This window comes from Curtobacterium sp. MCLR17_059, assembly GCF_003234665.1.
In the GTDB taxonomy this organism is placed as follows: Bacteria; Actinomycetota; Actinomycetes; order Actinomycetales; family Microbacteriaceae; genus Curtobacterium; species Curtobacterium flaccumfaciens.
Map to the genome: position 1 here is coordinate 1 of NZ_QKSU01000022.1, position 11630 is coordinate 11630.

General features: G+C 72.8%; 11 protein-coding genes. 10 read left to right on the forward strand and 1 reads right to left on the reverse strand.

Translation table 11 applies throughout. The features are described from left to right. Window positions 1–103 precede the first annotated feature (103 nt). From DEJ12_RS17630 to DEJ12_RS17645, 4 genes are all read left to right on the forward strand, one after another. Window positions 104–1102 (forward strand): RimK family alpha-L-glutamate ligase, encoded by a 999-nt coding sequence (locus tag DEJ12_RS17630; RefSeq protein WP_111031149.1) that lies wholly within the window; start codon window positions 104–106, stop codon window positions 1100–1102. A 108-nt stretch (window positions 1103–1210) separates the two neighbouring features. Then, window positions 1211–2251, forward strand: a complete 1041-nt coding sequence (locus DEJ12_RS17635; protein WP_111031150.1) for an LLM class flavin-dependent oxidoreductase — start codon at window positions 1211–1213, stop codon at window positions 2249–2251. Beyond that, window positions 2251–3570, forward strand: coding sequence for an O-acetylhomoserine aminocarboxypropyltransferase/cysteine synthase family protein (locus tag DEJ12_RS17640; RefSeq protein ID WP_111031151.1), 1320 nt, complete (start codon window positions 2251–2253; stop codon window positions 3568–3570). The genes DEJ12_RS17635 and DEJ12_RS17640 overlap by 1 nt, the downstream gene beginning before the upstream one ends. Window positions 3571–3579: 9 nt before the next feature. Beyond that, window positions 3580–4512 (forward strand): 4-(cytidine 5'-diphospho)-2-C-methyl-D-erythritol kinase, encoded by a 933-nt coding sequence (locus tag DEJ12_RS17645; protein ID WP_027466065.1) that lies wholly within the window; start codon window positions 3580–3582, stop codon window positions 4510–4512. Between the two features lie 63 nt (window positions 4513–4575). Here DEJ12_RS17645 and DEJ12_RS17650 read toward each other — a convergent pair whose 3' ends face one another. Continuing rightward, window positions 4576–6228 carry a glycosyltransferase family 39 protein gene (locus DEJ12_RS17650; protein ID WP_111031152.1) on the reverse strand — a complete coding sequence of 551 codons (1653 nt, stop codon included), beginning with the start codon at window positions 6226–6228 and terminating at the stop codon, window positions 4576–4578. 95 nt (window positions 6229–6323) lie between these two features. Here DEJ12_RS17650 and DEJ12_RS17655 point away from each other — a divergent pair, with 95 nt between their 5' ends. Genes DEJ12_RS17655 through DEJ12_RS17680 form a run of 6 tightly spaced genes read left to right on the forward strand, consistent with a single transcriptional unit; the run spans window position 6324 to window position 11609 of the window. Next, window positions 6324–7379, forward strand: coding sequence for a ThiF family adenylyltransferase (locus DEJ12_RS17655; RefSeq protein ID WP_181433177.1), 1056 nt, complete (start codon window positions 6324–6326; stop codon window positions 7377–7379). A gap of 59 nt (window positions 7380–7438) precedes the next feature. Continuing rightward, window positions 7439–7855, forward strand: coding sequence for a molybdopterin-binding protein (locus tag DEJ12_RS17660; protein ID WP_111031154.1), 417 nt, complete (start codon window positions 7439–7441; stop codon window positions 7853–7855). Further along, entirely contained in the window at window positions 7852–8655 is an 804-nt protein-coding gene (gene modA / locus DEJ12_RS17665; protein WP_111031155.1) for a molybdate ABC transporter substrate-binding protein, read from the forward strand. Before DEJ12_RS17660 ends, modA begins: the two co-directional genes overlap by 4 nt. Window positions 8656–8658: 3 nt before the next feature. Next, window positions 8659–9459 (forward strand): ABC transporter permease, encoded by an 801-nt coding sequence (locus DEJ12_RS17670; RefSeq protein ID WP_071246956.1) that lies wholly within the window; start codon window positions 8659–8661, stop codon window positions 9457–9459. Continuing rightward, window positions 9456–10496: an ABC transporter ATP-binding protein gene (locus DEJ12_RS17675; RefSeq protein ID WP_258370632.1), complete on the forward strand. Its 1041-nt coding sequence runs from the start codon at window positions 9456–9458 to the stop codon at window positions 10494–10496. The genes DEJ12_RS17670 and DEJ12_RS17675 overlap by 4 nt, the downstream gene beginning before the upstream one ends. 12 nt (window positions 10497–10508) lie before the next feature. Next, window positions 10509–11609, forward strand: a complete 1101-nt coding sequence (locus DEJ12_RS17680; RefSeq protein ID WP_017888287.1) for a calcium:proton antiporter — start codon at window positions 10509–10511, stop codon at window positions 11607–11609. Window positions 11610–11630: the final 21 nt, after the last annotated feature.

The following is an 11630-nucleotide window of genomic DNA, read 5'->3' on the forward strand; positions in this document are numbered from 1 at the left end:
CTCGTGGATGACGTACACGCGCGGAGTGCTCACGCCCCCCCCGAGAAGCAACGCCACGTCACACACTTGGGCACGTGCGGTATACCGTGCCTAGGGTGGGGGCGTGAGCACTCCGCGCGTGTACGTCATCCACGAGAACCCCGAGTGGTTCCCCCCGCTCGCCGCCGCCTTCGAGGCCGAGGGCGTCCCGGTCGAGGAGATCCTGCTGACCGAGGGGCAGATCGACCTCGCGGCCGAGCCGGCCCCCGGCGTCTACTGGAGCCGCATGTCCGCCAGCTCCCACACCCGCGGCCACGAGCACAGCAAGGAGTACACCCGGGCGATCCTCGGCTGGCTCGAGCGTGCCGGCCGCCAGGTCGTCGGCGGCAGCCACGTGCTCGAGCTCGAGGTGTCGAAGGTCGCCCAGCACGGGCTCCTGCAGCAGGCCGGGTTCGACGTGCCCCGCACGACCGCCGTGTTCGGCACGACGACCCTCAAGGACGCCGCCCGCGCCTTCACCGACGGGCAGGACGTCCCCTTCATCACGAAGCACAACCAGGGCGGCAAGGGCCTGGGCGTGCGGCGGTTCGACTCGCTCGCCGAGTTCGACGCCTACGTCGACAGCCCCGAGTTCGAGGCCCCGGTCGACGGCATCACCCTGCTGCAGGAGTACCTGACGGCCCGCGAGCCCTTCATCACCCGCGTCGAGTTCGTCGGCGGCGAGTTCGTGTACGCGGTCCGCGTCGACACCAGCGCCGGCAGCTTCGAGCTCTGCCCCGCCGACGCGTGCGAGGTGCCGCAGGTCATCGCGGGTGCCGTCTGCGACGTGCCCGGCACCGAGACCGTCGGCGCGCCCCCGGCGTTCGCCGTCCGGACCGAGATCACCGCCGAGCACCCGCTGGTCCAGCAGCTCCGCACGTTCCTCGCCGACCAGCGCATCACCATCGCGGGCGTCGAATTCATGGAGACGACGGACGGCCGCACCGTCGTCTACGACATCAACACGAACACGAACTACAACCCCGCGGTCGAGGAGTCCGCGCCGGCCTCCGGCCCGCGCTCCATCGCGAAGTACCTCGGTGGGCTGCTGGAGACGCAGTACGCGGCGCAACTGACGGCCTGAGAACACAAGAACCACCGGACAGGAGGCCCGTGGCGGGCCCGCCACGGGCCTCCCGTCCGTTCCGACGCCCCTTCCGGGCGAACCCCACCTCCCCAAGGAACTCACCCCGTGCGATTCGGATACTGGACCCCGCTCTTCGGCGGCTGGCTGCGCAACGTCGACAACGAGAACATGCCGGTCACCTTCGACTACGTGAAGCGCCTGGCGCAGCGCGCCGAGCGGATCGGCTTCGACCTGACGCTCGTGCCGGAGCTCAACCTCAACGACATCAAGGGCACGGCGGCACCCTCGCTCGAGGCCTGGTCGCTCGCGGCGGCGATCGCGGCGACGACCGAGCGCCTGGAGATCATGGCGGCGATGCGTCCCGGGTACCACCTGCCCGCGGTGACGGCGAAGCAGGCGGCGACGATCGACGACATCTCGTGCGGCCGGTTCACCTTCAACGTCGTGAGCGCCTGGTGGGCGGAGGAGGCGAAGCAGTACGGCGGGATCTTCTCGGAGCACGACGACCGGTACAAGCGCACCGCGGAGTTCGTCGAGGTCATGAAGGGCCTGTGGCGCGAGACCCCGTACTCGTTCTCGGGCGAGTACTACGACATCGAGAACGCGCACCTCGAGCCGAAGCCCCGCGTGACGCCGCGCATCTACGCCGGTGGGGAGAGCGAGGCCGGCAAGGCCGCGATCACCGGGTACGCCGATGCCTACGTCACGCACGGCGGCACGGTCGAGGAGCTCCGCGCGAAGATCGACGAGATGAAGCAGCGCCGCGTCGACGCCGGTCTGCCGCCGTTCGAGGCGTTCGGCATGGCCGCGTACGTCATCGTGCGCGAGACCGAGGAGGAGGCGCAGGCCGAGCTCGCCCGGATCACCGACGTGCAGCACGGCAAGGCGTACGAGTCGTACCAGGACTTCATCTCGAAGTCGCAGCTCGAGCACGTGCCCTCGCTCGAGGACTACTCGGTGTCGAACCGCGGCCTGCGCCCCGGGTTCGTGGGCACGCCGTCGCAGGTGGCCGACCGCATCCGGGAGTTCGAGGATGCCGGGCTCGACACGCTCCTGCTGCAGTTCTCGCCGCAGCTCGAGGAGATGGACCGGTTCGGCGAGCAGGTCATCCCGCTCGTCCGGCAGTCGGTCGGGGCGCAGTCCTGATGCGTGCCACGCCGACCAACGCCGAGGACGGCTGGGCGTTCGAGACCCGCCAGATCCGCGCCGGCTTCAAGGCCGACCCGGGGTGGGGCGCGAACGTGCCGCCGATCGCGCAGAGCGCCGCGTACGTCTACCCGTCGGGTGAGGACGCCGCCGCGCGCTTCATGCTCGACGCTCCCGGCCACACCTACACGCGGGTGAACAACCCGTCGGCGGCAGCCCTCGAACGCCGGATCGCCGACCTCGAGGGCGGGATCGGTGCGCTGGCGCTGGCGTCCGGGCAGGCGGCGACGTCGCTGGCCGTGCTCGGTGTCGCACGCGCCGGTGACCACGTGGTGTCGAGCGCCTCGCTGTACGGCGCGACCTACACGCTGTTCGCGTCGACCCTGCGGGACCTCGGCATCACCTTCACGTTCGTGCAGGACCCGACCGACCTGTCCGAGTGGGCGGCGGCGGTGCGCCCGGAGACGAAGGCGTTCTTCGGCGAGTCCATCCCGAACCCCCGCGGGGACGTCCTGGACTTCGCCGGGGTGGCCGGGGTCGCACACGAGGCCGGTGTGCCGCTCATCGTCGACAACACCATCGCGACGCCGTACCTGGTGCGCCCGATCGAGCACGGCGCCGACATCGTCGTGCACTCCGCGACGAAGTACCTGGCCGGACACGGCAGCGCCATCGCCGGGCTCATCGTCGACAGCGGGAACTTCGACTGGGCCGCGCACGCCGACGCCTACCCGCAGCTGGCCTCGACCGAGCAGTCCGGGTTCGCGAACACGAACTTCGCCGAGAAGTTCGGGCGGCGGGCGTTCATCCAGCGCACCCGCTCGAAGCTGTCCGCCGACCTCGGGCCCGCGATCGCACCGTTCAACGCGTTCCTGGTGCTGCAGGGCATCCAGACGCTGTCGCTCCGCATGGACCGGCACGTGTCGAACGCCGCCACCGTGGCGAGCTGGCTCGACGCACACGACCAGGTCGAGCACGTGCACTACGCCGGCCTGCCGGACTCGCCGTGGCACCACCTGCAGCAGCGCTACGTGCCGAAGGGGCCGTCGGCCGTGCTGTCGTTCGACCTGGCCGGTGGGGTCGCCGCGGGCCGACGGTTCGTGGCGGCGCTCGAGCTGTTCGACCACGTCTCGAACCTCGGTGACGTCCGTTCGCTCGTCGTGCACCCGGCATCGACCACCCACGTGCAGATGACCTCGGCCGAGCGAGCGGCCGCCGGCGTGGGGGACGGCCTGATCCGCCTGTCGATCGGCCTCGAGCACATCGACGACATCACCGCGGACCTGGCGCGGGGGTTCACGGCAGCCGCAGCGGGATAGGTTGGGCGCATGACCACGTTGGCCGCACCGACCCGCGTGCGGACGCGCGCCCCCGGCAAGATCAACGTGTTCCTGTCCGTCGGGGCGCTGCAGGACGACGGCTACCACGACGTCGCCACGGCGTACCAGGCGGTGTCCCTGTACGAGGACGTCACCGCCGAGGCCGCCGACGACTTCTCGGTCACCTTCACCGGGCCGATCGACACGAGCACCGTGCCGGTCGACGAGTCGAACCTGGCCATCCGTGCGGCCCGGCTCGTGGCCGACGCGGCCGGACACCGCGGCGGCGTGCGGCTGACCATCGACAAGCAGGTGCCCGTCGCCGGCGGCATGGGCGGTGGCTCCGCGGACGCCGCGGCGACCCTGCTCGCCGTCGACACGCTCTGGGGCACCGCGCTCGGTCGCGAAGAGCTGCTCCGGCTCGCCGCACAGCTCGGCGCCGACGTGCCGTTCGCCTTCGCCGGCGGCACCGCCGTCGGTACCGGCCGCGGTGACGAGCTGAGCCCGGCGCTGGCCAAGGGCGAGTTCCACTGGGTCCTCGCCCTGAGCGACGACGGGCTGAGCACCCCGGCCGTCTACCGTGCGCTCGACGAGCACCGTGAGCGGTACCGCGCCGACATCTCCCCGGCGCCGTCGCACCCGGTGGTCGAGGCGAACGTGCTGCAGGCTCTGCGCGCGGGCGACCCCGACCTGCTCGCCGACTGTGTGCACAACGACCTGCAGGCACCGGCCATGCGCTTGCAGCCCCGGCTCGCGGCGACGCTGGAGCTCGGCGAGAAGTCCGGTGCCCTGGCCGGCCTGGTGTCCGGCAGCGGACCGACCGTGGCGTTCCTGGTCGGTGACCGTGACGCCGCGCTCGAGCTGCAGGTCGAGCTCAGCGCCGCCGGGCTCGTCGCACTCCGCGCCACCGGCCCGGTGCACGGCGCACGCGTGGTGCACTGACCCGACGCCCCGGCGAAGCCGACGGCGGTTGGACCGCCACCGTCAGCGGTTGGACCACCACCGTCAGCGGCTGTACTTCCAGAGGATGACCGTGCCGGTGTGCCAGTAGCGCACGACGTGGAACCCCTCGGCCACGAGCGTGTCGGTGACCTGCGGGCGGATGTTCCGTGACTTGCCGCCGACGAACCACACGGTGTCGATGCCGGAGATCCGCTGGGGCACCGTCGTCGCGATGTCCCCGTTGACGTTCCAGAGCTGCCCGCGTTCGGCACCGGTCTCGGCGACGGCGAGGTCGCGCATCCCGGTGAAGGCCTCGGGGTAGGAGTCGGCGATGACCTGCGCGGTGGTGCCCGGGTGCTCCCAGACGCTGCCGAAGACGACGCCCTCGTTCTGGTCGGTGCGCCGGTCCCGCTCGCGCTCGATGATCGCCGCCGCGTTCGCCCAGTGCGAGTCCTGCTTCGCGTGGGGCAGCCGGACGATCGTGCTCGTCGGTGCCGACACGAGCAGCATCCCGACGACCGCGAGCGCCAGCCACCGCCGGGGTCGGATCGCCGTGATCGCCAGGCCGATGAGCAGCGCGACGAACGGCAGGCTCAGGCTGGCGTACTTCGGGGAGTACAGGTGCTCCCCGGCCGAAGTCGCGCCGACGAGCAGTGCGGTGGGCAGGATCGTCAGGGGGACGGCGACGCGCACGGCCTGCATCCGCAGCAGGTCACGGGCGGCGGGGGCAGGGCGTCGGGTGGCCCGGACGGCGAGCACGACGCCGACGATCATCAGCGCCCACCCGAGCACCGCGTACGGCCAGACAGCACCGAACCAGGCGGTCGCGACGACCTGGCGCACGGTGGCCCACCCGACGCCGGTGATCCAGCCGACCTGCTTGGCCTGCCCTGCCGCGAGGACGATGAACGGCGACACCACGAGCGCGGCCCCGACGGCGGCGACGCCCCAGCGCACGAACGCGGCGCGGTCGACCATCGGCGCGACCACCGGACCGCTGCGCTGCGAGAGCACGGCGTCGCGACGTGCGGCACGGTCGGCGACGGCGGTCCAGAGGAGCACGACCCCGTGCGCGACGACGGCCAGGGCCAGGTAGACGTTGAACAGCACGGCCACCACGGCGAGCAGGCCGTAGACGACCCACCACCGGGTCGCGTGGTGCCCGGTCCGGGTGCGCCGGACCGCGGTGATCCCCACGAGGGTCAGCGCGACGGCGAACGTCGTGACGGTGGCGTACGGGCGCCCCTCGGTGCCGGCCCAGGCGACGCGCGGCAGGACCAGGAACACGATCCCGGAGACGACGCCGAGCCGCACCCCGCCGAGACGACGGCCGAGGGCGACGACGAGGCCGGCGGAGACCCCGATGGCCAGCGCGCTCGGGAACCGCAGCGTGAACGGCGAGTACCCGACGAGCGTGAACCAGACGTGCATCACGGCGTAGTACAGGCCGTGGACGGCGTCGACGTTCTGCAGTTCGGCCCAGAGCGCCGGCCAGCTGCGCTGTGCGCTCGCGATGGTCGCGGCCTCGTCGTACCAGACCGACGGCACCCAGCTGAAGGCCGCCGCGACGACGACGCCGAGCGCGCCGACGGTGATCTCAGGGGTCCGTGCGAGGGCTCGGACAGCCGCCACGACGAGCCCCAGCGAGCGCGCGCGCACCGACGCGTCCGACGTCGTGCGTCGGACCGGGACGGTACCGGTGCGCGGGGAACTCACGCCCGCGACCGTACCGATCTGCTCTGGGGATCCGCCGCGTCCGGGCGCTGAACTCTCACATGCAGGAGTTCGGTGCGACGGGCCAGAATGACGGGATGGAACCCCTCGTCGCCCCCGCCGCCGCGCTCTCCCCGGGGCGGACGCAGCTCGGATCGCGGACCGCCGCGCTCGCCGACGTCGGGGTCACCGGGCTGCGACGCCTGGCCACATCGCGCATCCTCGTCGTCGGGGCCGGCGGGCTCGGTGCGCCGGTGGTCGCGTACCTCGCCGGGATCGGTCGGCTCACGGTGGTCGACCCCGACGTGGTCGACGCCTCGAACCTCGCCAGGCAGACGCTCTTCACCGCCGCGGACGTCGGCTCGCCGAAGGCGCAGGTCGCGGTCGCCCGGGCCGTCGCCGTCGACCCGGAACTCGACGCGGTCGCCGTGGTCGGGTCGTTCACGCCGGACCTGGTCGCCGGACACGACGTCGTGGTCGACGCCGCCGACTCGGTCGTGGTCACCCGGGCCGTCTCGGACGCCTGCGCCGCAGCGGGCGTGCCGTTCGTGTGGGGCACCGTGCTCGGCCACGACGGGCAGGTCAGCGTCTTCCGCGACGCCGGGCCGGACGGCGTCGACTTCCACGACCTGCACCCCGACGCGCTGCCCGACGAGGGCTCGTGCGCCCTCGACGGCGTGGTCCCCGCCCTGTGCGGTGCGGTCGGTGCGGTGATGGCAGGACAGGTCTTCGCGTTGGTCACCGGCAGCGGCGACCCGCTGCTCGGACGCGTGCTGACCGTCGACGCCCGCCGGTGGCGCTGGACGGAGAGCCCCGTCCGTCGCGGACCCGCCTCGCGTCGACCGGCACCTGCTGGTGCCTCCGCGACGCCGCGCATCGCGCCGTCCGCCCTGGCCGCCAGGGTGGCGGACCCGTCGGACCCGCTGGTCGTCGTCGACGTCCGGACCGACGAGGAACGGGCGGCCGGCGTGGTCGCCGGTGCCGTCACCGACGACACCGGTGTGGACGAGGTCGTCGTCTACTGCGCGCGCGGACCCCGTGCGGACGCGTGGGCGGCGCGGCAACCGGCCGGGAGGCGCGTGACGGTCCTCGACGGCGGCTTCGAGGCCTGGCGTCGCGAGGGGCTGCCCGTGGCGATCGAGCACCGGTCCTGACCCAGCCCGGTCACCCCCACCGCCCCTGCCGCCGCATCCGCGGATAGGATCGGTGGATCATGACGCAACTGCGGGTACGGGACGCTGCGGCCTTCCTCGGGATCAGTGACGACACCGTTCGTCGGCTCGTCGACGGCGGCACCTTCACCCGTGCCACGGACGACGCGGGGCGAGCCGTGGTCGACGGTCGCGAGGTAGCTGCCTACGCACGGGAACGCAGCTCCGAGCTGACCGACCCGGGGTCCGCGGTGAAGAGCTCGGCGCGCAACCGCTTCGTCGGGATCGTCACCGACCTGGTCGTCGACACCGTGATGGCGCAGGTCGAGCTGCAGTGCGGCCCGCACCGTGTGGTGTCCCTGATGAGTGCCGAGGCCGTCCGTGACCTCGGGCTCGAGGTCGGGTCCGTCGCGGTGGCGTCCGTCAAGGCCACGATGGTCGCGGTCGAGGCACCCGCCCGGCACGAGGACGAACGATGAGCCGCCTCCGGCCGTTCGCGGCGCTGGCCCTCGCCGCCACCGTCGCCCTCGGACTCGCTGCGTGCACGGCTCCGGACGCGGGGTCGGGGGCATCGGCTCCGGCGGGCTCCGACACCGAGGGGCCGACCGGTTCGATCACCGTGTTCGCGGCGGCGTCCCTGCAGCAGACCTTCACGACCCTGGGCAAGCAGTTCGAGACCGCGAACCCCGGCGCCTCGATCCGGTTCTCGTTCGCCGGCTCGAGCGACCTCGTCACCCAGATCCAGAACGGTGCCCCCGCCGACGTGTTCGCGTCCGCCGACGATGCGAACATGGCGAAGCTGGCGTCGACCGACCTGGCGAGCGGTTCGCCGCGGGACTTCGCGACGAACGTCCTCGAGATCGCCGTCGCACCGGGCAACCCGAAGGGCATCACGGACCTCGACGACCTGACGGCTCCGGGCGTCCAGCTCGTCACGTGCGCCGCCCCGGTGCCGTGCGGTGCCGCGACGGCGGAGGTCGAGTCCGCATCGGGCGTCGATCTCGAGCCGGTCAGCGAGGAGCAGTCCGTGACCGACGTGCTCGGCAAGGTCGAGTCCGGTCAGGCCGACGCCGGACTCGTCTACGTGACGGACGTCCGAGGAGCCGGCGGGAAGGTCGACGGCGTCCCGTTCGACGAGTCGGGCAAGGCCGTCAACACGTACCCGATCGGCGTGCTCCGGGAATCCGAGGACCCGGAGCTCGCGCGGGCGTTCTCGGAGTACGTCCGCTCCGCCGCCGGGCAGCGCGTGCTCGCCTCCGCGGGCTTCGGGAAGCCCTGACCCGTGGCTCCCCGCGCTGACGGACGGCCGCCGGTCGCATGGTGGCTCCCGCTGCCCGCGGTGCTCGGCGGGCTGTTCGTCGTCGTGCCGGTGCTCGCGATGCTCGGCCGGGTGGACTGGTCGTCGTTCGTCGGGCTCGTGACCTCCACCGCGTCACTGACCGCGCTCGGGCTCAGCCTCGGCACGGCGCTCGCGGCCACCGGCGTCGCGTTCGTCCTCGGGTACCCGCTCGCCGTGCTGTTCGCGCGGTCACGGTCGCGCTGGGTCGGCGTCGCTCGTGCCGTCGTGCTCCTGCCGCTCGTGCTGCCGCCGGTGGTCGGCGGTCTCGCGCTGCTCGCTGCCTTCGGTCGGCTCGGGGTGGTCGGGGCGTTCCTCGACGACCACGGCCTGCACATCGCCTTCACCACGACGGCGGTCGTCATCGCGCAGACCTTCGTCGCGATGCCGTTCCTGGTGTCCTCGGTCGAGGGTGCGCTCCGCGTCGAGGGCGACCGCTACGAACGGGTCGCGGCGACCCTGGGTGCCGGACCGACCCGGACGTTCCTGACCGTCACGACGCCGCGGGTCCTGCCCGGCATCGTCTCGGGGCTCGTGCTCTGCTTCGCCCGGGCGCTCGGCGAGTTCGGTGCCACCCTGACCTTCGCCGGCAGCCTGCAGGGGGTCACCCGGACCCTGCCGCTCGAGGTCTACCTGCAGCGCGAGGTCGACCCGGACACCGCGGTGGCCCTGGCGGTCGTGCTCGTCGTGGTGGCCGTCGTCGTCATCGGGGCCTCGTCGTTCCGCACCCGCGGAGCCCTGGCGTGACGGCCGAGGGTGCGGTGGGCGTCCGGGCGCACGTCGTCGTCGGGTCGCGGGACGTCGACGTCGCGATCGAGGTCCGCGCGGGGGAGTGCCTGGCCGTCATCGGGCCGAACGGTGCGGGCAAGTCGACGGTGCTCGAGGCCCTGGCCGGGCTGCTGTCGATCAACGCCGGCCGGATCGAACTCGACGGGGTGCACGTCTCGAGCCCGCGGCACACCGTCCCCGCGCACCGTCGCCGGACCGGGCTCGTCGCGCAGCGGTCCGACCTGTTCCCGTTCCTCGACGTCGTCGGGAACGTCGCCTTCGGACCCCGTGCGGCCGGAACCGGTCGCGCCGCGTCCCGGGAACGTGCCCGTGACGCGCTCGACGCCGTCGGGGTCGCCGACCTGGCCACGCGCGACCCACACACGCTCTCCGGTGGACAGGCGCAACGCGTCGCGATCGCCCGCGCGCTCGCCACCGACCCGGCGGTGCTGCTGCTCGACGAACCGACCTCGGCGCTCGACGTCGGCGCGCAGGACGAGGTCCGCGCGGCACTCCGGACCGCCGTCGCCGGCCGGCCCGCGGTCCTCGTCACCCACGACCCGGTCGAGGTCGTCGCCCTGGCCGACCGCGTCGTCGTGCTCGAGGGCGGACGGGTGGTCGAGCAGGGCACCCCCGCGGCCGTCCTCGGCCGTCCGACGAGTGCGTTCGCCGCGACGTTCTCCGGACTCGCGCTGGTGCACGGGACCGCCACCGGGGGTGGGATCGCGATCGACGGCGGGGGCGAGCTGGCGTCGGGGGCGCACGCCGTGCCTCCCGGCCGGCCCGCCCTGGCCGCCTTCCACCCGACGGCCGCCGTGCTGACGCGGGACGGTGCCGGAGCCGCGCGCACCGTCTCGTCGCTCGAACCGCGCGACGGACTGGTGCGGGTGCGGGCCGGTGACCTGGTGGCGGACCTGACGCTCGCGCGGCTGACCGCGCTCGGGATCGCCCCCGGCGACGCGGTGCGCATCGACGTCCCCGCAGCCGAGGTGGCGGTCTACGCGCCCCGCGGTTGAGACAATGGTCCGATGACCTCCTGGTTCCCCAAGGTGTGGCCCGTGGCCACGCCGATCCTGGCGGCCGTCGTGCTCGCGTTCTCGTACGGCCGCTACGGGCTCGGCACCGCCGTGGTGGTCGTCGTCGCGGTCGTGCTCGCGGTCACGGTGCTCGCAGCCGTCCACCACGCCGAGGTCGTCGCGCACCGCGTGGGGGAACCCTTCGGCTCGCTCGTGCTGGCCGTCGCCGTGACGATCATCGAGGTCGCCCTCATCATCTCGCTGTCGAGCTCGGGCGGTGCGCAGGCCGAGACCCTGGCGCGCGACACGGTGTTCTCGGCGGTGATGATCACGATGAACGGGCTGGTCGGCCTCGCGATCCTGATCGGCACCCTGCGGCACAACACCGTGCGCTTCAACCAGGAGGGCGCGAGCGCCGCGACCATGACGGTGGCCGCGCTCGCCGTGCTGACCCTGGTGCTGCCGACGTTCACCACCGGCACCGACGACGCCTCCTTCACGGGGACGCAGCTGGTGTTCGTCGCGATCGCGTCACTGGTGCTCTACGGGCTGTTCGTCGTCACGCAGACCGTGGCGCACCGCGACTTCTTCCTGCCGGTCAACCGTGCGGGCGGGGTCCTCGTCGAGTCTGAGGACGCCCACGCCGCCCGCCCGTCGGGACGCACCACGATGGTGTCGCTCGGGCTGCTCGTCGTCGCGCTCGTCGCCGTGGTCGGGCTCGCCAAGGTGGAGTCGCCCGCGATCGAGGCCGGGGTCGCCGCGGTCGGGTTCCCGCCGTCGTTCGTCGGTGTCGTGATCGCGCTGCTCATCCTGCTGCCGGAGGGCATCGCGGCGTCGAAGGCCGCCGCACGGAACCGGATCCAGACGAGCCTGAACCTGGCGATGGGGTCCGCGATGGCGTCGATCGGTCTGACGATCCCGTCGATCGCGGTCGCGTCGCTGTTCATGCCGGGGACGCTGCTGCTCGGGCTCGGGCCGTCGCAGATCGTGTTGCTCGCGCTGACGATCGTCGCGGCGGTGCTCACCGTGCTGCCCGGTCGTGCCACGCGGCTGCAGGGTGGGGTGCACCTGGTGATCTTCGCCGCGTTCATCGTGCTGTCCGTCTCGCCGTAGGGCGGGGTCTGTCTCTTATAC

Excerpts from the sequence above, each read along its gene's own strand:
- DEJ12_RS17640 (WP_111031151.1), top strand. The coding sequence starts at position 2,251 with ATGCGTGCCACGCCGACCAACGCCGAGGACGGCTGGGCGTTCGAGACC.
- DEJ12_RS17645 (WP_027466065.1), top strand. The coding sequence starts at position 3,580 with ATGACCACGTTGGCCGCACCGACCCGCGTGCGGACGCGCGCCCCCGGC.
- DEJ12_RS17655 (WP_181433177.1), top strand. The coding sequence starts at position 6,324 with ATGGAACCCCTCGTCGCCCCCGCCGCCGCGCTCTCCCCGGGGCGGACG.
- DEJ12_RS17660 (WP_111031154.1), top strand. The coding sequence starts at position 7,439 with ATGACGCAACTGCGGGTACGGGACGCTGCGGCCTTCCTCGGGATCAGT.
- modA (WP_111031155.1), top strand. The coding sequence starts at position 7,852 with ATGAGCCGCCTCCGGCCGTTCGCGGCGCTGGCCCTCGCCGCCACCGTC.
- DEJ12_RS17680 (WP_017888287.1), top strand. The coding sequence starts at position 10,509 with ATGACCTCCTGGTTCCCCAAGGTGTGGCCCGTGGCCACGCCGATCCTG.